Raw genomic sequence first — 16,025 nt, forward strand, 5'->3', positions numbered from 1 at the left:
ACAACGAAGGCCGTTATGCCCATCATCGCCGTCTCGTCCGTCGACGAAATCCGGAAGTTCTACCTCGACACCCTCGGCTTCGACCACGTGCGAGGAGTAGTCGGCAAGGACGGCCAGTTCGACTTCTGCACCGTCGCCAAGGACGGCACGCGCATCATGTTCGCCCGCGTCCCGGGCGGGAGCCCCGGCACCACGCCTGCGGCCGCGAAGCAACCCGTCGGGATATACCTTGAGGTCGCGGACGTCGAGCGCTACTTCGGGCAGCTCAGCGAAAAGAAGGGCGTGAAGGTGACGGAACCGCTGACAACGCAGTGGTGGGGCGACCGGACGTTCAAGGCGCTGGACCCGAACGGCTACGAACTCTGGTTCTACCAGACGGTTGGTACGCCGAAGCCGCCGCAGGGTTTGAAAATCGTCTGATCCATTTGCCGGACTATACACATAAGGAAAAACTCCATGTTTTCGTCCGAGAAACCCGTCCCGCGGCTCCGCCCGCTCCCGCCGGACCCGGCGTTCGCCGATGTCTTCGCGCGATTCGCCGCCGCATGCGGCGGTTTCATCCCGAATGCGATGCTCATCATGCAGCACCGGCCGAAGATCCTGCGCGCGTTCATCCAGATGGCGGCAGCGGTCTCGGACCCGGAGACAAGTGAAGTTGATGCCGGCTTCCAGCGGCTGATCGCACTCGTTGCGAGCCGCGCCGCAGGCTGCCGGTACTGCATGTCGCACAATGCCGCCATCGCACACGGCGCCGGGGTAGGCGACGCCAAACTCGAAGCGGTGTGGGAGTATCGAACGAGCCCGCTCTACACCGAAGCCGAGCGCATTGCGCTGGACGTGGCGCTCGCCGCAGGCGGCGTACCGAACGACGTTACCGACGAGATGTTCGCGAAGCTGCGCGAACACTGGAACGACGGCCAGATCGTCGAAATCGTCGCGATGATCGCGCTGTTCGGGTTCCTCAACCGCTGGAACGATACGTTTGCGACCCCGATCGAGGACGGTGCGCTCGCCGTGGGCGAGAAGTACCTCGCGCCTCACGGCTGGGATGCGGGCAGGCATTTGAGGAGCGTATGACAACCGTCCGCTTCAACGCCGTTCCCGGGCTGGCGGACATGTTCCCTGTGGCAGCGATCGACAAGGCAATAATTTTCCATGAGTAGCCATCGCCGCTGGATGGCGATTTCGGCGGCAACCGGACTGGCGTTCTTTCTGGTTGCCAATTTCTCCCGGTTCCTCGTCGGCCTCAACATCGTTTCCGGTTTGATCCAGATCGGACTCAACGTCTTTGTCTTCGTGACGTGGCTGCATGGGTTTCGTGTCGCCCGTGGCCGCGAGCGGGTGGTTGCGTTCTCCGGCGTAATTGCGCCGCCGATATTGGCCGGCATCACGCTTTATCGGGTTATCGTCCCCTTCCTCACTTCCCTTGTCTAAACCGCGTCCGTGTGCGAATGTAGGCAATGTAACGCCCAACAACGCCATCAACTCGGACGTGCAAAAGCGCCGCTTCGCTCTGCTTTTGCACGCCGGTTATGGCGAACGTTATGCGGCCACCCCGCCGTGTCGTTGCAGGGCCTTGGCGATGTCCCGCGGCCTCGCGCCGAGCATGATGAGTGCTCGAAGGAGGAGCTCAACTGAGACGGTGCGATCCGCAGCCTCCATCTTCGCCACCCGCGACTGACTCGACCGGAGGCGCCGTGCGAGCGCGACTTGGGAGAGTCCGGACGCTTGGCGACGAGCCCGGAGCGCTTGGCTCAGACTTACTTTCATGTCCACGAGCGTGGCTTCGGCCGCGCTCAGGCCCAGGAACTCGCTCGCCGAGCCCAGCTTCCAGCCCTTCGCCTCTAGCCGCTTCTGCTTCGCCTTGTCCATCGTTATTCCTCCTCGCCAGCCGTCGCGTCATAGTCGCGCAGGCGGCGCTGGCACGTCTCGATCACCTGCAGCGGTGTTTCCCGCGTCTTCTTGCTGAACACCTCGGCAATCACCACGGCATCCTGGTCCACCCGATAGACGATTCGCCAGGTCGCCTGCGCGTCGGGGATCCGCAGCTCGTGACACCGGCGTCCGATTCGCGGCATGGGCCGCGAGTGTGGCAGGCTCAAGGCCTCCCCCTGCTGGAGTCGCCGCAACAGGACGCCCGCCTCGAGCCGAGCGACCGCCGAGAAGGGCGGGGTCTTGATCTCCCCGTGCAGCCATACCAGCGGCTTAGCAGGCGACGCCACCCTGGCAAGCTATGTCATACATGACATATGCGCAAGGGTGCCGCATGCGCTTGAAGCTGTCGGTCCGCGCGCTGTACATTGGGGTGCGCCCGCAGCTATTAGCCGCTGGGGGCTGCGATGCGCCGCAGTTACAGTGACCGCCGTGGGCCGCAGCTTTAGCGCGAGTCGTTAGGTGGCGGTCGCCGGCATCAACCACCCTCGAACGCGAGGCGCCTGCAATATGTGGCTGCTCCTGGTCGCTTTCCTTGGCCTCATCGTCGGTGACGGGCTGTTCCTCTATTGGCTCGCCTACGACTTTCACGGCCTGAGCGCGGTCATGCAGGACCGGCTCGCTCTCGGCTTCATCATCGACGCCCTTCTCACCCTGGGAATCCTGGCTGTCCACTTTGCTCGCGTGCCGCCGGGACGGGTACGGTGGCCGTGGTTCGTGCTACTCTCGTTGATCGGTGGCTTGTGCTTTGGCTTGCCGTTCTACTGGTGGCTCAACAAGCGCGGAGGCGCGCAACCCATGGTGACCGTCACCTGACAAGCGAATGACGCTGATGCCCTTGACTGGGGCTAAGCCTTCGAGTGACCGGCCCCTGTGGCGCCTGACGGTCACGTCCCTCGGACAGCGCCTAGCCCCGCCGCGCGGCCCGTAGCCCACGCCCAGAGGAAGTTGTAGCCGCCGATCGGGCCGAAGGCGTCGAGCGCTTCGCCGCAGATGAACAGGCCTCGATGCTTCCGGCTCTCCATCGTCCGCGGATCGATCTCCGCCAGGCTGACGCCGCCGCCCGTCACCTCGGCCTTCTGGTAGCCCTCGTGCCCCGTCCACGGCAGCGCGCCTCGCACCAGAGTCTCGACCAGCCGGAGCCGCTCCTCGCGCCTCAGCTGCGCCAGCCGGCGCTCCTGGTCCACACCCGCCACGCCGATCAGCGCGGCGGCGAGCCGCTCCGGCAGCTCGTCCCGCAATGCGCTCAGGACCGTGCGCGTGCCGTCGGGACGGAGCGCCGCGTCCCACGCTTTCTCGTCGAGCGCTGTCCAGCGCACCAGAAGACGCGCGGGAGTCGAACCAGCCACCGAGCGCACCAGAACGTGCGAGACGTCCAGCACCGCCGGCCCGCTGTAGCCGCGATGGGTAAAGAGGAATCCGCCGGTTGCCGTGGCGCTCCGCTCGGCGTCGCGAGCCGTGATCGTCACCGTCAGCGACACGCCGGCGAGGGTCGCGAAAGGCGCTGGCTCCGAGGTCACGGGAGTGAGCGCGGCGTAGGTCGGGTGAACGGAATGACCCAGCCCCTGGAGGACCCTCAGGCCGAGCCCGTCGCTCCCCGTCTGCGGCACCGAAAGCCCGCCGGTTGCGACGATCACGGCGTCAGCCTCGAGTGGCGGGTCTTCGGCGCGGTCCACTCGCCAGCGGCCATCCTGGGGAGCGAAGCCGGTCACGCGCGTGTTCATGAGCAGCCGCGCGCCTCGCCGCGTCGCCAGCGCGAGGAGTCCGTCCCGCACATCGCGCGCGCGGTTGGAGACGGGGAAGAGCTTCGCCGACTCCTCTTCCTCCTCCAAGGGCAGCCCGAGTTCCCCCTCGAAGAACGCGACCTGCTCGTTGAGGGGCCATGAACGGACGATCTTGCGCAGGGTGTTGAGCGAGGAGTCGGTGACGAAGCGCGACTCGTCGAGCCGCGCCGGCAGGATGTTGCAGCGGCCGCCGCCGCTGATGAGGATCTTGCGCCCGCCGTCCAGGGTGCGCTCGAGCAGCAGCGTCTCCGCGCCCGCCGAAGCGGCGAAGATCGCCGCCATCGAGCCGGCGGCCCCCGCGCCGATCACTATCACCCGTGCACCGGCCAAGGGGCTGCTACCTACCGCACGCTGATGGTCACGACAGCCCGGGCATCGGTCGTGAACTGGATCGTGCCCCGGTCGTTCGCCTCGAGCGGCTCCAGCGGCGTCTCGTCCAACCTGCACAGCTCCGCCTGCCACACCCCCGAACCCACGCACCACGCGCCACGCGCCGCGCTCGCGGCAGGGTTGTAGCACCGCAGCACGATCCCCTTCCCATCCTCGGCCGGCTTCATCGCCGAGAACACCAGGCCGCCGCCTACCAGCTCCGGACCGGTCACCTCCTCGGGGTATCGGAGCGCGGAGCGCAGCATCCGCGCCATAACGGGCGCGTGGAAGTCCTCGGCGGCGGGTTCGATCCCGTCGAGCTGCGCCAGCGCCGCCTCGTCGTGAAAGCACAGACCGAGCCGCGCGGTGAACGGCCCGAGGCACTGCGCCTCGGGCGTCGGGGTGGGCCAGCCGGCATGTCCCGGCCGCTCCGGGATGTCCACACGGGACAGCTCGCCGAAGGCGCGCAGGAGCGTGACCAGCACCGCCCCGTCGTGCCGCGCTTCGTACTCCGGGAGGCCGTCCGCCAGCACCGTCACGCCGCGTGCGCCCGCCGCCACCGAGACGTACCGCTGCATCGGCGCGGTCGGGGCCGGCGTTTCGAACCGATCCCCGGACCGCACCGCCGGCGCGCCGACCGACCGTTCGACCGGACCGAAGTGCCCGTCCGCGACCACCCGTTGCGGTGACTTGCCGAGCGGGAAGCGCATGCGCAGCCGGTGATCGGCCCGCAGGTTCTGGCCGGAAACCTCGACCGCGAGGTGCGTCGCTCCGGCGTCCAGCGTGACCCTCGTCCGCGCCTCCAGCCCGGTCTCCCCGTACCGGCGCAGGATCTCGAGCGTCCCGCGCAGCGGCCCGCCGTGGACGACGGAGACCGCGACCTCGTCCGGCGCATCAACGACGCGGTCCCGTCGGGGCGCCGAGTAGGTGTAGCTGTCGCCGGCGTCCCCGTTGTCCTCGAGCACTCCGAGGCCGTGGTAGCTCTCGCCGCTGGCCCGGTCGAGCACCGCGAACGACCCGTCCGCCTCCACCCGAACCCAGAGCTGCGCGTTATGCATCTCGGCGGCCTCGACGATCACGGGGTCCGAGGGCGACGGCGGCTTGCCGCGCCGGCGCGCCGGCGCGCCGGCTTCCCCCACCGACCACGCCGCCACGCCGAGCGGAGGCAGGTCCCGCGCGTAGACTACGACTCGATGCCACTCGACCTCGTCGCAGTCGGGGTAGTGACGGTGGCTCTCGATCAGCTCGTGGCCAACGCGCCGCTCCAGCTCCTGCACGGCTACCCGGACACCGCGCGCATCCTTCAGAACGATCTCCGCGGCCTTGGGCCGCGCGGCCCGACCCGCCCGCGAGCCCTGCCCCACCGGCACGTCGGCCCTGAAGACGGCCACCTCCGCTTCCACTACTCCACTTCGCTTGAACGGCGACGGATTGAAGAGCAACACCGCGGGCTTCCACGCTTTCCGGCCGGCCTGGCGCGCCGCCGCCGCGTCGTGCCCGGCCACCTCGAACAGCGCCGCGCGCAGGATCTCTTCGGCCTCGTCGCGGCACCGTGCGAAGCGCGTCATCATCTCGCGATGCACCGGGTCCGCGCTGGTGCCACAGAGGCTGTCGTGGGGGTGGTTCTCGAGGAGCGTGCGCCACGCGGCCCGGAGCTCGGCACGCCGGTCGCGGCCGCCACGCCCAGCCGCGAGCGCACCCAGCGGCTCCGCGTACCGCTGGAGCAGCCGCTGGCAGGCGGCGTTGGCCTGCTTGAGGTACAGCCGCGAGGCGTGGGTGCCCTGGAGCGCCCACGCATGGCGGTGTCCGCCGCGCAACTCCCCTTCGACCACGGGCAGCGTTTTGTCGCGCTTCGTCGCCCACCCGCGCACCCTTTCCGCGTACCCGCCGAGCGACCCCATCCGCACGTCACAGTCCGGCGCGAGCGCGCGAAACTCCTCGACCACCTCGGGCAGGTCGGGCTGCGCCGCGTGATGATCCGCTCCAGCCATCACGAGCCAGTGCGGAGACCGGGCGCGTGGCTCGAGCATCGCGCGCAGCCCTTCCCATCGCTCCGGGAGCGCGGATCCGCCGGCGGAGATGCCCGACCCGTACTCGTAGCCAGGCGCGGGAAGGTGGATCATCAGCACTTCGCACCCATCAGCCGAGCGCCATCGGTGCAGGTCGCCCTCCTGCCCGGGCTCGCCTCCGAACCCGCGCCACAGGAGTGCCACGTCGATCCCGAACCCGCGGAGGACGAGCGGCAACGCACCGGAGTGCCCGAACGCATCCGGCGTGTAGCCGACCCGCATCGCCGTTCCGCCGAGCCGCCGTACTGCCGTTCCGCCCTCGATCAAGTTCCTCACCAGCGCTTCCGCCGATACCAGCAGCTCGTCGGGCAGCACATACCACGGCCCTGCCTCGAGCCGGCCCTCGGCGAGCAGGCGGCGAACCGCGTCGCCGGCCTCCGGGCGCACCGCGAGGTAGTCGTCGAGGACGATAGCCTGCCCATCCAGCAGGAACGAGGGATAATCGGGGCGGCCGCGCAGCAACTCGACCAGGTCGTCCATGAGCCGGGCGAGCCGCAACCGGAAACGGGCCGCGCCGTGATACCACTCGCGGTCCCAGTGGGTGTGGGGAACGACGTGCACCCGGATGGTCACGGGCGCCAAACTACGGTATTGTTGCCAACTGGGACAAGGCACGCTATCTCAGGGAGTCCCAAGGGGAGGAGGGTCGGTGAGAGTCCTCGTGGTGGATGACATGGCGTACAACCGCCGGGCGCTGCGCGCGATCTGTCAGAGCGTGGGGTACGAGGTCGCGGCGGCGTCCGACGGCCAGGCGGCGCTCGATCTGATGCGTACCGAGCCGCCCGAACTCGTCATCACCGACATCCTGATGCCACGACTCGACGGCTTCCAGCTCTGCCGCGCCATCAAGACGGACGAAGCCCTCAAGCACGTTCCCGTCATCTTCTACACGGGTTCGTACACGGACCCCGCGGACCGCGAGTTCGGCGTGTCGCTGGGAGCCTCGGCGTACTTGATCAAGCCGCTCGAGCCTCGGGAGCTGCTCGCCGAGGTCGCGAAGGTGGTGGGTGGCAAGGCACCAGAAATGAAGGCACGCCGGCACCTGGGCGAGACGTGGGCCGCGGCGTACGCCGACCGCCTCGCCGCCAAGCTCCAGGAGAAGATGACCAAGCTGAACCAGGCGTTGGCGGCGCTCGAGGACGCGTACACCGGCACCGTCGCGGCGCTGAACCTGGCCCTGTCCGAGCGCGAGGGCGGCAACCCCATCGACGCCGAGCGGCCCGCGCACCTGGCGCAGCTCTTCTGCGAGCGGGTCGCGCCGGAGCTGGCCGGCGACCCCAACGTCTTCCGCGGCTTCCTCCTCCACGACATCGGCAAGCTGATGCTCCCCGACGGACTGCTCAAGAAGGTGGGCCCGCTCACCGATGAGGAGCGCGAGCTCATCAAGCGCCAGCCGGGCATCGCCGCCGACATCCTGCGCAATGTCCCCGGCCTCGGCCGGGCGCTCGAGATCGTGCGCCACCATCACGAGTGGTGGGACGGCAGCGGCTACCCGGAGGGCCTGAAGGGAGAAGCGATCCCGCTCGGCGCGCGGATCTTCTCGCTCGCCGACGCATTCGAGGCGATGACGACGGGGCGCCCGTATCGCGCCCGGCGGCCGGTAGAGGTCGCCCTTGGCGAGCTGCGGCGCGCGTCGGGCACCCAGTTCGATCCCAACCTGGTCGAGCCGTTCGTCGGGATGGTGAAAGAGATGCAGGGCAGGTAGGTCACGGACAGCGCGCTTCTTGCTCTCGGCGTCACGGCGCGTCGATCGGCGCGGAATCCCTCTACGGCCACGGGAGCACCTTCTGGTTCCTCTCTCCCGGTGGAGGGTCCGGTGCGCCTGGGACTGCCCCGCCCGGAGTGAGTCGCTATCATTACGCCATGACCCGCGGAGCGCCGGCGTGAGTCACGGCACGGTAGACCTCATCCTCTTCAGCCTATTGGCCCTCGCGGGAGCCGTCGTGCTCCGGCGCGGGTACAGGGTGCGCACCGAGCTGAACCGCCAGATCGCCCGGCTCGAGTCGCTGAACGAGATCGGGCGCGTCCTCCTCACCGACCGCAACATCCGTGGCGTCCTGCGCCACGTGGCCGAGAGCGCCGCGCAGCTGCTCGGCGCCGACATGGCCCACATCACGCTCACCACCGCCGATGCCACGCGCCTCGTGCTCGAGGCCGCGACCGGGCCGATCGCGCCCTTCGTCGGCTCGGCCGTCCCGCTCGAGGGGAGCATGGCCGGCTGGGTGATCCAGCACCCGCAGCCGCTGGTGCTGAACGACCCGGCGTCGGACGAACGGCACTTCCGGTCGGTGCACGAGCGCATCGCGCTGCGCCGCGCCATCATGCTGCCGCTGGTCGCGAAAGGGCGGTGCGTGGGCGCGCTCGGGGTTGACAACCCTCGCGACAACCGCTCCTTCGGGGACGGGGACGTCGAGGTCCTGCGCGACCTGGCCACCTACACCGCGCTGGTGCTCGAGAGCGTCCAGGCGGTGGAGGAGCTGGCGCAGCGCGAGCGCCGCGCCGCTCTCCTCAACGCCGTCAGCAGCCGCATCCGGCAGTCGCTCGATCTCCAGGTGATCCTGGATTCGGCGGTGCGGGAGCTGGGCACTGCGCTGGCGGTCTCCCGGTGCTTCGTGCGCCTAAGGCGTGGCAACGAGCTGATGGCTGTGTCGTCCGAGTGGCACGGGCCCGAGGTGGCCTCGGCGAGCGCCAAGGCCGACCCGGCGCTCGGGCTCCTCACCACGGCGGTGCGCGAGCGCAGTACGATCGAGACCTCGGATGCCCGCGCCGACGCGCGCCTGGGCGCCGCCACCGCCGAGCTCGACCAGGCGCTGGCGGTGCTCGTGACCCCTATCGTGCTGCGCGGAGAGGCGATCGGAGTCATCGCCTTCCACCAAGCGGGCGTGCCGCGGCTGTGGCGTGAGGGGGAGATCGGCCTCGTCGAGGAGGTCGCGAGCGAGCTGGCCATCGCCATCTCCAACTCGCGGCTCTACCGCTCGGTTGAAGAGGCGAGCCGCGAGCTGGCCACCAAAATCGAGGAGTTGGAGCGCGCCAACCGCATGAAGGCGCAGTTCCTCGCCAACATGTCGCACGAGTTGCGCACCCCGCTCAATTCGGTGATCGGCTTCTCCGAGATGCTCCTCATCGGCGCGCTGGGCCCGCTGACCCTCGAGCAGCGCGACTCGCTGGAGACGATCGCGCGAAACGGCCGCCACCTCCTGGGGCTCGTCAACGACATCCTGGACCTCTCGAAGGTCGAAGCCGGCCGGATGGACCTTCACCTCACGTCCACCGACGTGCGGTCGCTGGTGAACGACGTGCTGACGGGGATGGAGAGCCTGACCGTCGCCAAGGGACACCGCGTCCTGCTTCAGCTGGGCGAGGCGGACCTGATGGTCATGGCCGACGAGATGCGCGTCCGGCAGATCTTCTACAACCTCTTGGCCAACGCGGTGAAGTTCACGCCCCCGGGCGGCGAGATACGGATCCGTGCCGACCGCCGGCGCAGCGCCATGCCCGCGGGAAGGCGCAGGCGCAGAGGGGACCGGGCCGGGGAGGACGGCAACCAGGAGCGGGACGTCATCTGGGTCGCCGTCACCGACAGCGGGATCGGCATCACGCCGGAGGACCAGGCCCGGCTCTTCACCGAGTTCACTCAGGTGGACGCGTCGTACTCGCGCCGCTACGAGGGCACCGGTCTTGGCCTGGCCCTGTGCAAGCGGCTCGTGGACCTTCACTACGGGCGGCTCGGAGTGGAGTCGGTCAAGGGGAAAGGCAGTACGTTCTGGGTAGAGTTACCGGTGGAGGGACCGGGAGAAGCGAGGGCGTAGCCCTACACCCTCATCACCTGCTCCACGATCTCCGCCACGCGTTCCACCTCTCCCTCCCTCACCCGCACGCGCAGCACCCTTCTCCCTCTAGCCACCAGCGCCCCATGGTCACCCAAGGCCTGCGCGAGCTTCAGGCGGCCGAAGGTGAAGCCGGCACCGGGAACGGCCATGTCGCGCGCGTTCTCCGTCTCGATCTGCAGGAAAACGCCGTTGTCCGCACCGCCCTTGTGCAGCTGGCCGGTCGAGTGGAGGAACCGCGGGCCGTACCCCGCCGTGGTCGCGACGCCTCGCGCGGCGCCGATCGCGCGGCGCATGCGCGCCAACAGCGCGTGGTGCTCGGCCGTCGGCTGGACCCAGGCGAGCAGCGCCACGTAGTCGCGCTCGCGGATCAGCGACGCCCACTCGCGCAGCGCGCGCTCGAGGCCGCCCAAGCCGGCAGCCGGTTCCGGCGCGGCGCCGCCGGCCAGATCCTTCAGCACGTGCTCGGTGTTGGTCTTGCTCTCCGCCACGTTGGGCTGGTCGAAGGGGTTCAAGCCCATCCACGCGCCGGCCACCGCCGTCGCCACCTCCCACTGGAAGAACTCGGCGCCGAGGTCGAGTGGATCGCCCGCGTCGATCGTCACGAACGCGCGGTCCGCTCCTGCGCCGGCCCGCGCGCCGGCAGGCTCACCAACGATCGGGACCAGTCCCTTCCCGCCCTTCCCCGTGCTCTCCGCCACCAGCTGCTCCGCCCACACTCCGAACGAGTCGAACGTCGGCCCGCCGTCTATCGTGAGCTTGTCGCGCCCCGCCACCGAGGCCTCCGCGAAGAAGGCGCCGAGCGCCGGGCCCACCATCTCGGGACACGAGGCGCGGCCGGCGCACTTCTCCGCCATCGCCGCGGCGCGAGCCAGGACCTCGGCGATGTCCACGCCCATCAGCGCCGCCGGGACCAGGCCGAAGTAGCTGAGCGCGCTGAAGCGCCCGCCGATGTCCGGCGCGTTCTCGAACACCCGGCGGAATCCGCGTTCCCTGGCCAGCTTCGCGAGCGGCGTTCCGGGATCGGTTATCGCCGCGAACCGGCCGGGGCCTCCGCCCGTCCGCTCCCAGAAGTAGGCGAGCATCGCGTTCATCTCGATCGTCGTGCCGGACTTGCTGGAGACAAGGAAGAAGGTGCTGGCGACGTCGCCGGCCTCCTCGATGCGCAGGAGGGCCGAGGGATCCGTGGTGTCGAGGACGACCAGCGTGGGGAAGCTGTCGCGCGGGCCAAAGGTGCGGGCGAAGACCTCGGGGGCGAGACTCGACCCGCCCATGCCGAGCAACGCCACCCGCGTGAAGCCCACCTGTCGCACCTCGTCGGCGAAGGCGAGCAACTCGGTGACGCGCGCACCATAGACGCGCGGCGCGTCGAGCCACCCGAGCCACTCCGCGGCCTCGGGTACGACCCAGAGGGAAGGATCTCTCGCGTAGAGAGCGCTGACGACCCGGTCGCCGTCCGCGGACAGTCGCCGTTGGGCGGCACTCAGCAGCGGCGAGGAGGGCTCAGGAACGGGAAGCGGCGGCAAAACGCTCGCGCTTGGCCTCTACCGCGGCCAGCAGCGTGGTGAGGGAATCCTCGAACTTCTTCACGCCATCCACCACCAGTTGATCGGTGACGTCGCGCAGACTCACGCCGACCTCCGCCAGGGCCGCGGCGCTGGCACGCGCGGCGTCGAGATCCGTGTCGATGGTCCGCACCGGCCGGCCATGGTCGGCGAACGCCTTGATCGTCGCCGGCGGCATCGTGTTCACCGTGTCGGGGCCGATGAGCCCGTCCACGTACCTGACGTCGGAGTACGCCGGGTTCTTGGTGCCGGTGCTCGCCCACAGCGGCCGCTGGACCGCCGCGCCCTTCGCCATCAACTGCCGGAACCGCGCGTCCTCGAACACCCGCAGGAACGCCTGGTAGGCGATCTTCGTGTTGGCGACCGCCGCCGTCCCCAGCAGCGCCTCACACCGCGCCCGGTCGGCCCCCGCCGCGATCCGTGCCTGCAGCCGCTGGTCCACCTCCGTGTCCACCCGGCTCACGAAGAAGCTCGCTACCGACCGGATCGGGTCCACCGGCTGCGCCGCCGCCAGCCGTCGCTCGAGGCCCACGAGGTATGCCTCCATCACCCCCTCGTACCTCTCCACCGCGAAGAGCAGCGTGATGTTGATGTTGATCCCTTCGGCCGTCGCCTGCGCGATCGCCGGCAGGCCCTCGGCCGTGCCAGGGATCTTGATCATGACGTTCGGCCGGTCCACCGCCGCCCACAGCCGCCGCGCCTCCGCGATCGTGCCCGCCGGGTCGCGCGCCAGCCGGGGCGACACCTCGATCGACACGAAGCCGTCGTTCCCGCCCGCCATGTCGTAGATCGGCCGGAACTGGTCGCACGCCTCCCGGATGTCCTCGACGGCCAGCGCTTCGTAGATCTCCACCACGCTCCTGCCGGTCGCGGCCAGCTGCGCGATCACGTCGTCGTACGCGTCGCTCCCGCCGATGGCCTGCTCGAAGATGGTCGGGTTGCTCGTGGCCCCGCGCACCCCGCTCCGCTCGATGAGCTGCTTCAGCTCGCCCGAGCGCAGCATCGCGCGGTGCATGTAGTCGAGCCACACGCTCTGGCCGACGCGCTCCAAGGCCTGAAGCGTGCCGCCGGGATTCGAGAGACGCGCCATCCGGACCTCCTAGGTGAGCAGCGCGCGCGCGCGCGCCGCCACGTTCTCGGAAGTGAAGCCCAGCTCCTTGAAGATGCGCTCGAACGGGGCCGATGCGCCAAACCGCTCCAGACCCAGCACGTCACCTTCGGTCCCGACCCAGCGGTGCCAGCCGAACGTCTGCCCCGCTTCCACCGCCAGACGCTTCGTTACCGTCGGCGGGAGCACTGCGTCGCGCCAGTCCGCCGGTTGCCGCTGGAAGATCTCCAGGCTCGGCATGCTCACGACGCGCGTCGGGATCCCGTCCTGCTCCAGAAGCTCGCGCGCGCCGAGGCAAAGCGCCACCTCCGACCCCGTTCCGATCAGGAGGAGCTTCGGCGCGCCACCCGTCGCCTCGGCGAGGACATATCCGCCCTTCAGAACGCCGTCGGCGGAGGCGTACACGTCGCGATCGATGATCGGCACCTTCTGGCGGGTGAGCACCAGCGCGACCGGGCCGTTGCGGTGCTCAAGCGCGGCGCGCCACGCGATCGGCGTCTCGGTCGCGTCCGCGGGCCGGATCACCGTCATGCCGGGGATGGCGCGCAGCGACGCCAGCTGCTCGATGGGCTGGTGGGTCGGGCCGTCCTCACCCAGACCGACGCTGTCGTGCGTGAAAACGTAGATGACCGGTAGCTCCATGATGGACGCGAGGCGGATCGCCGGCCGCAGGTAGTCGGAGAAGATCAGGAAGGTGGCTCCGAAGGGCCGTACGCCCCGGTGCAGCGCCATCCCGTTGAGGATGCCGCCCATCCCGTGCTCGCGGATGCCGAAGTGCAAGTTGCGCGCCTCGTAGTGGTCCGCTGCGAAGTCGCCCGCGCCCTTCATGAGCGTGTTGGTCGAGGGCGCGAGGTCCGCCGAGCCGCCGACCAGTGTCGGCACCAGGGGTGCCAGCGCGTTGATCACCTTGGCCGAGGCCGCGCGCGTCGGCGTCGCACCGTCTTTCGCGGTGAACACCGGCAGCGCCCGCTCCCAGCCAGCGCGCAGTTCGCCTGCGAGGGCGGCCCGGAACTCGGCCGCGAGCGCCGGGTGAGCGCGCTCGTACCCGCGGAGCTTCCCGTCCCACTCCCGCACCCACGACGCCCCGCGCTCCCCGCACTCGCGGGTGTGGGCGGCTACCTCCTCAGGCACCAGGAAAGGCGGCTCCTCCGGCCACCCGTACCCCCGCTTCGTCGCCGCGATCTCGTCCTTGCCGAGCGGCGACCCATGCGCCTCGGCGGTGTCCTGCTTGTTAGGCGCACCCCAGGCGATGTGGGTGCGGACGACGATGAGTGACGGGCGAGATGACTCGGCTTTGGCGCGCCGCGTCGCCGCGTCGAGCGCCTCGAGGTCGTTGCCGTCCTCCACCCGCTGCACGTGCCAGTGGTAGCCCTCGAACCGCCGCGCCACGTCCTCGCTGAAGGCGAGGTTGGTGTCACCCTCGATGGTGATGTGGTTGTCGTCGTAGTAGTAGATGAGCTTGCCAAGCTTCAGGTGCCCCGCGATGGACGACGCCTCGTGCGAAACACCCTCCATCAGGTCGCCGTCGGAACAGATCGCGTAGGTGAAGTGGTTCACGATCTCGTGGCCGGGGCGGTTGAAGCGCGCCGCGAGGTGCGCCTCGGCGATCGCCATCCCCACGCCGTTGGTGAAACCCTGGCCGAGCGGGCCGGTAGTCGTTTCGACGCCCGGGGCGAGCCCGTGCTCCGGGTGGCCGGGGGTCTTGCTTCCCCACTGCCGGAAGTTCTTCAGGTCATCCAGCGAGAGATCGTACCCGGTGAGATGCAGGATCGAATAGAGCAGCATCGAGGCATGCCCGGCCGAAAGGACAAAGCGATCGCGGTCGGGCCAGTCGGGGTGCTTCGGGCTGTGTTTGAGGTGCCGGGTGTAGAGCAGGTACGCCAGCGGCGCCAGCGCCATCGGCGTGCCCGGGTGGCCGGAGTTGGCCTTTTCCACCGCATCCATGGCAAGGGTGCGGACGGTGTTGATACAGAGCGTGTCGAGGTCCGTCCGGGCGGCGGCTTTGGGGAGCGCGGTCACGGGCGGGAATCTAGCGTGCGGCGCCGCATCCGGCCAAATGCACGCCGCCCTTGACTTGGCGCATTCATGATGTTATCTCATGATTCATGAAATCCAAGAAGGTGAGCGAGCCGGTTCAGGTGTACCTGGACGCCCCGCATCGGGAGCGGCTGGACTGGCTGACGTCCGAGCTGGGCGCCTCCAAGTCCGAAGTGCTGCGTCGGGCGTTGGTCGCGCTGGAGCAGGCCATGACTGATCCCGACTCGCACCCGCTGGTGCGCTTGATCGGCATCGGAGTCGGTGATCGCGGTCCCAGCGTGAGCTACGACCCCATCGTGGAGCACGATCGCTACCTGGCGGAGGCAAACTGGCCCGCGCCCCCGCCCCGCCGCGGCGGCCCCCGGCGCGGACGTGCTTGAGGTATTCGTAGACAGCGGCTTCTGGTGCGCAACCGCGCTCCGGGGCCGGACCGATGTCGACCGCGAGCGGCACGAACGGGCCGGAGCGACACTCCGCCAGCTGATCCGGAGCGGCACGCGTCTGGTCACGACCAATCTGGTGCTTGCTGAGACGCACCAGCTGCTGTTGATCCGGGACCGGCGAGACACGGCGCTTGCGTTCCTGAGAGCCTTCCCGGCCCCCGGGACCGATGTAGTACCCAGCACGGCGGAGCTGGAGGCCGAAGCTTTGGCTGACTGGATCGAGAAGTACGACGACCAGGACTTCTCCCTCGCCGACGCCGTGAGCTTCGCGCTAATGAAGCGGCGCCGGATCAAGCGCGCGCTTGCCTACGACCGGCATTTCGCGGCGGCGGGCTTCGAGATGCTCCCCTAATCGCGGCTCCCTCGGCGAGTTCCGCCCGAAGGCGCCGCGTTGACAACCTCGCCAATCACGCCCTACCTTCGACGTACCAATCGGTTACGTCTTCTCGAAAAGGGTACGGTACCCATGACGGTCACCACGCAGCCGCACCGCGGCGGCGTTTTTTCTTCCGCCGCGCGAAAGCTCGACGTTCCCATCCCGAACTACATCGGCGGCGCGTGGGTACAAGCCGGCGCCACCGAATCGCTCGCGCTCACCAATCCCGCCACCGGCGAAGCCCTCGGCCGAGTGCCCCGGGCGACCGCTAAGGCCGTGGACGACGCCGTGGCTGCGGCGCCGGCCGCGTTCCCCGCGTGGCGCGCCACGCCGGCGCCGGCGCGGGCTCGATACCTCTTCAAGCTGAAGGCCCTCCTCGACGAGCACTTCGACGAAATCTCCTCGATCGTCACCCAGGAGAACGGCAAGACGCTCGACGAGTCGCGCGGCTCGGTGAAGCGCGGCATCGAGAACGTCGAGCACGCCTGCGGCATCCCGACGCTGATGATGGGGCA

The 16,025-nt window shown here is 69.3% G+C and carries 16 protein-coding genes; 9 read left to right on the forward strand and 7 right to left on the reverse strand.

The window, feature by feature from the left end; all coding sequences use genetic code 11:
* The 3 genes from Q8Q85_05660 to Q8Q85_05670 form a co-directional block, all read left to right on the forward strand.
* A partial coding sequence (locus tag Q8Q85_05660; GenBank protein ID MDP3773737.1) for a VOC family protein occupies window positions 1–420 on the forward strand: 420 nt, incomplete at its 5' end.
* Window positions 421–456: 36 nt separating this feature from the next.
* Window positions 457–1,077, forward strand: a complete 621-nt coding sequence (locus tag Q8Q85_05665) for a carboxymuconolactone decarboxylase family protein (GenBank protein ID MDP3773738.1) — start codon at window positions 457–459, stop codon at window positions 1,075–1,077.
* Between the two features lie 78 nt (window positions 1,078–1,155).
* Complete coding sequence (locus Q8Q85_05670; protein MDP3773739.1) at window positions 1,156–1,434, forward strand: hypothetical protein; 279 nt, start codon at window positions 1,156–1,158, stop codon at window positions 1,432–1,434.
* 108 nt (window positions 1,435–1,542) lie between these two features.
* On the opposite strand, the gene Q8Q85_05675 is transcribed toward Q8Q85_05670, so the two are convergent.
* Window positions 1,543–1,872, reverse strand: coding sequence for a helix-turn-helix transcriptional regulator (locus Q8Q85_05675; protein MDP3773740.1), 330 nt, complete (start codon window positions 1,870–1,872; stop codon window positions 1,543–1,545).
* A 2-nt stretch (window positions 1,873–1,874) separates the two neighbouring features.
* The gene (locus Q8Q85_05680; protein ID MDP3773741.1) at window positions 1,875–2,222 is read right to left on the reverse strand and encodes a type II toxin-antitoxin system RelE/ParE family toxin; all 348 of its coding nucleotides are present in this window, start codon (window positions 2,220–2,222) and stop codon (window positions 1,875–1,877) included.
* Between the two features lie 172 nt (window positions 2,223–2,394).
* On the opposite strand from Q8Q85_05680, the gene Q8Q85_05685 reads away from it, so the two are divergent.
* The gene (locus Q8Q85_05685; protein MDP3773742.1) at window positions 2,395–2,748 is read left to right on the forward strand and encodes a hypothetical protein; all 354 of its coding nucleotides are present in this window, start codon (window positions 2,395–2,397) and stop codon (window positions 2,746–2,748) included.
* A gap of 71 nt (window positions 2,749–2,819) precedes the next feature.
* Here the strand turns inward: Q8Q85_05685 and Q8Q85_05690 are convergent, their stop codons facing one another.
* On the reverse strand, window positions 2,820–4,046 hold the full coding sequence (locus Q8Q85_05690) for an aminoacetone oxidase family FAD-binding enzyme (protein MDP3773743.1): 1,227 nt from the start codon (window positions 4,044–4,046) through the stop codon (window positions 2,820–2,822).
* 11 nt (window positions 4,047–4,057) lie between these two features.
* Complete coding sequence (locus Q8Q85_05695; GenBank protein ID MDP3773744.1) at window positions 4,058–6,727, reverse strand: glycoside hydrolase family 38 C-terminal domain-containing protein; 2,670 nt, start codon at window positions 6,725–6,727, stop codon at window positions 4,058–4,060.
* Window positions 6,728–6,803: 76 nt separating this feature from the next.
* On the opposite strand from Q8Q85_05695, the gene Q8Q85_05700 reads away from it, so the two are divergent.
* Entirely contained in the window at window positions 6,804–7,859 is a 1,056-nt protein-coding gene (locus Q8Q85_05700) for a response regulator (protein ID MDP3773745.1), read from the forward strand.
* A gap of 178 nt (window positions 7,860–8,037) precedes the next feature.
* A complete protein-coding gene (locus Q8Q85_05705; protein ID MDP3773746.1) occupies window positions 8,038–9,963 on the forward strand; it encodes an ATP-binding protein in 1,926 nt (641 codons plus the stop codon).
* Between the two features lie 2 nt (window positions 9,964–9,965).
* Here Q8Q85_05705 and Q8Q85_05710 read toward each other — a convergent pair whose 3' ends face one another.
* The 3 genes from Q8Q85_05710 to tkt are packed head-to-tail and all read right to left on the reverse strand — an operon-like array spanning window position 9,966 to window position 14,673.
* A complete protein-coding gene (locus Q8Q85_05710; protein ID MDP3773747.1) occupies window positions 9,966–11,507 on the reverse strand; it encodes a hypothetical protein in 1,542 nt (513 codons plus the stop codon).
* Window positions 11,485–12,636, reverse strand: a complete 1,152-nt coding sequence (gene tal, locus Q8Q85_05715) for a transaldolase (protein ID MDP3773748.1) — start codon at window positions 12,634–12,636, stop codon at window positions 11,485–11,487. The genes Q8Q85_05710 and tal overlap by 23 nt, the downstream gene beginning before the upstream one ends.
* Window positions 12,637–12,645: 9 nt before the next feature.
* On the reverse strand, window positions 12,646–14,673 hold the full coding sequence (gene tkt, locus Q8Q85_05720; GenBank protein ID MDP3773749.1) for a transketolase: 2,028 nt from the start codon (window positions 14,671–14,673) through the stop codon (window positions 12,646–12,648).
* An 86-nt stretch (window positions 14,674–14,759) separates the two neighbouring features.
* Here tkt and Q8Q85_05725 point away from each other — a divergent pair, with 86 nt between their 5' ends.
* The 3 genes from Q8Q85_05725 to Q8Q85_05735 form a co-directional block, all read left to right on the forward strand.
* Window positions 14,760–15,071, forward strand: coding sequence for a hypothetical protein (locus Q8Q85_05725; protein ID MDP3773750.1), 312 nt, complete (start codon window positions 14,760–14,762; stop codon window positions 15,069–15,071).
* Window positions 15,064–15,486, forward strand: a complete 423-nt coding sequence (locus tag Q8Q85_05730) for a PIN domain-containing protein (GenBank protein ID MDP3773751.1) — start codon at window positions 15,064–15,066, stop codon at window positions 15,484–15,486. Before Q8Q85_05725 ends, Q8Q85_05730 begins: the two co-directional genes overlap by 8 nt.
* Before the next feature lie 114 nt (window positions 15,487–15,600).
* A partial coding sequence (locus tag Q8Q85_05735) for an aldehyde dehydrogenase family protein (GenBank protein ID MDP3773752.1) occupies window positions 15,601–16,025 on the forward strand: 425 nt, incomplete at its 3' end.

It is taken from the genome of Gemmatimonadales bacterium, assembly GCA_030697825.1.
Classification (GTDB): domain Bacteria; phylum Gemmatimonadota; class Gemmatimonadetes; order Gemmatimonadales; family JACORV01; genus JACORV01.

What these genes read in the sequence shown, in the direction of transcription:
- Q8Q85_05665 (MDP3773738.1), top strand. Translation starts at nt 457, where the DNA reads ATGTTTTCGTCCGAGAAACCCGTCCCGCGGCTCCGCCCGCTCCCGCCG.
- Q8Q85_05670 (MDP3773739.1), top strand. Translation starts at nt 1,156, where the DNA reads ATGAGTAGCCATCGCCGCTGGATGGCGATTTCGGCGGCAACCGGACTG.
- Q8Q85_05675 (MDP3773740.1), bottom strand. Translation starts at nt 1,872, where the DNA reads ATGGACAAGGCGAAGCAGAAGCGGCTAGAGGCGAAGGGCTGGAAGCTG.
- tal (MDP3773748.1), bottom strand. Translation starts at nt 12,636, where the DNA reads ATGGCGCGTCTCTCGAATCCCGGCGGCACGCTTCAGGCCTTGGAGCGC.
- Q8Q85_05725 (MDP3773750.1), top strand. Translation starts at nt 14,760, where the DNA reads ATGAAATCCAAGAAGGTGAGCGAGCCGGTTCAGGTGTACCTGGACGCC.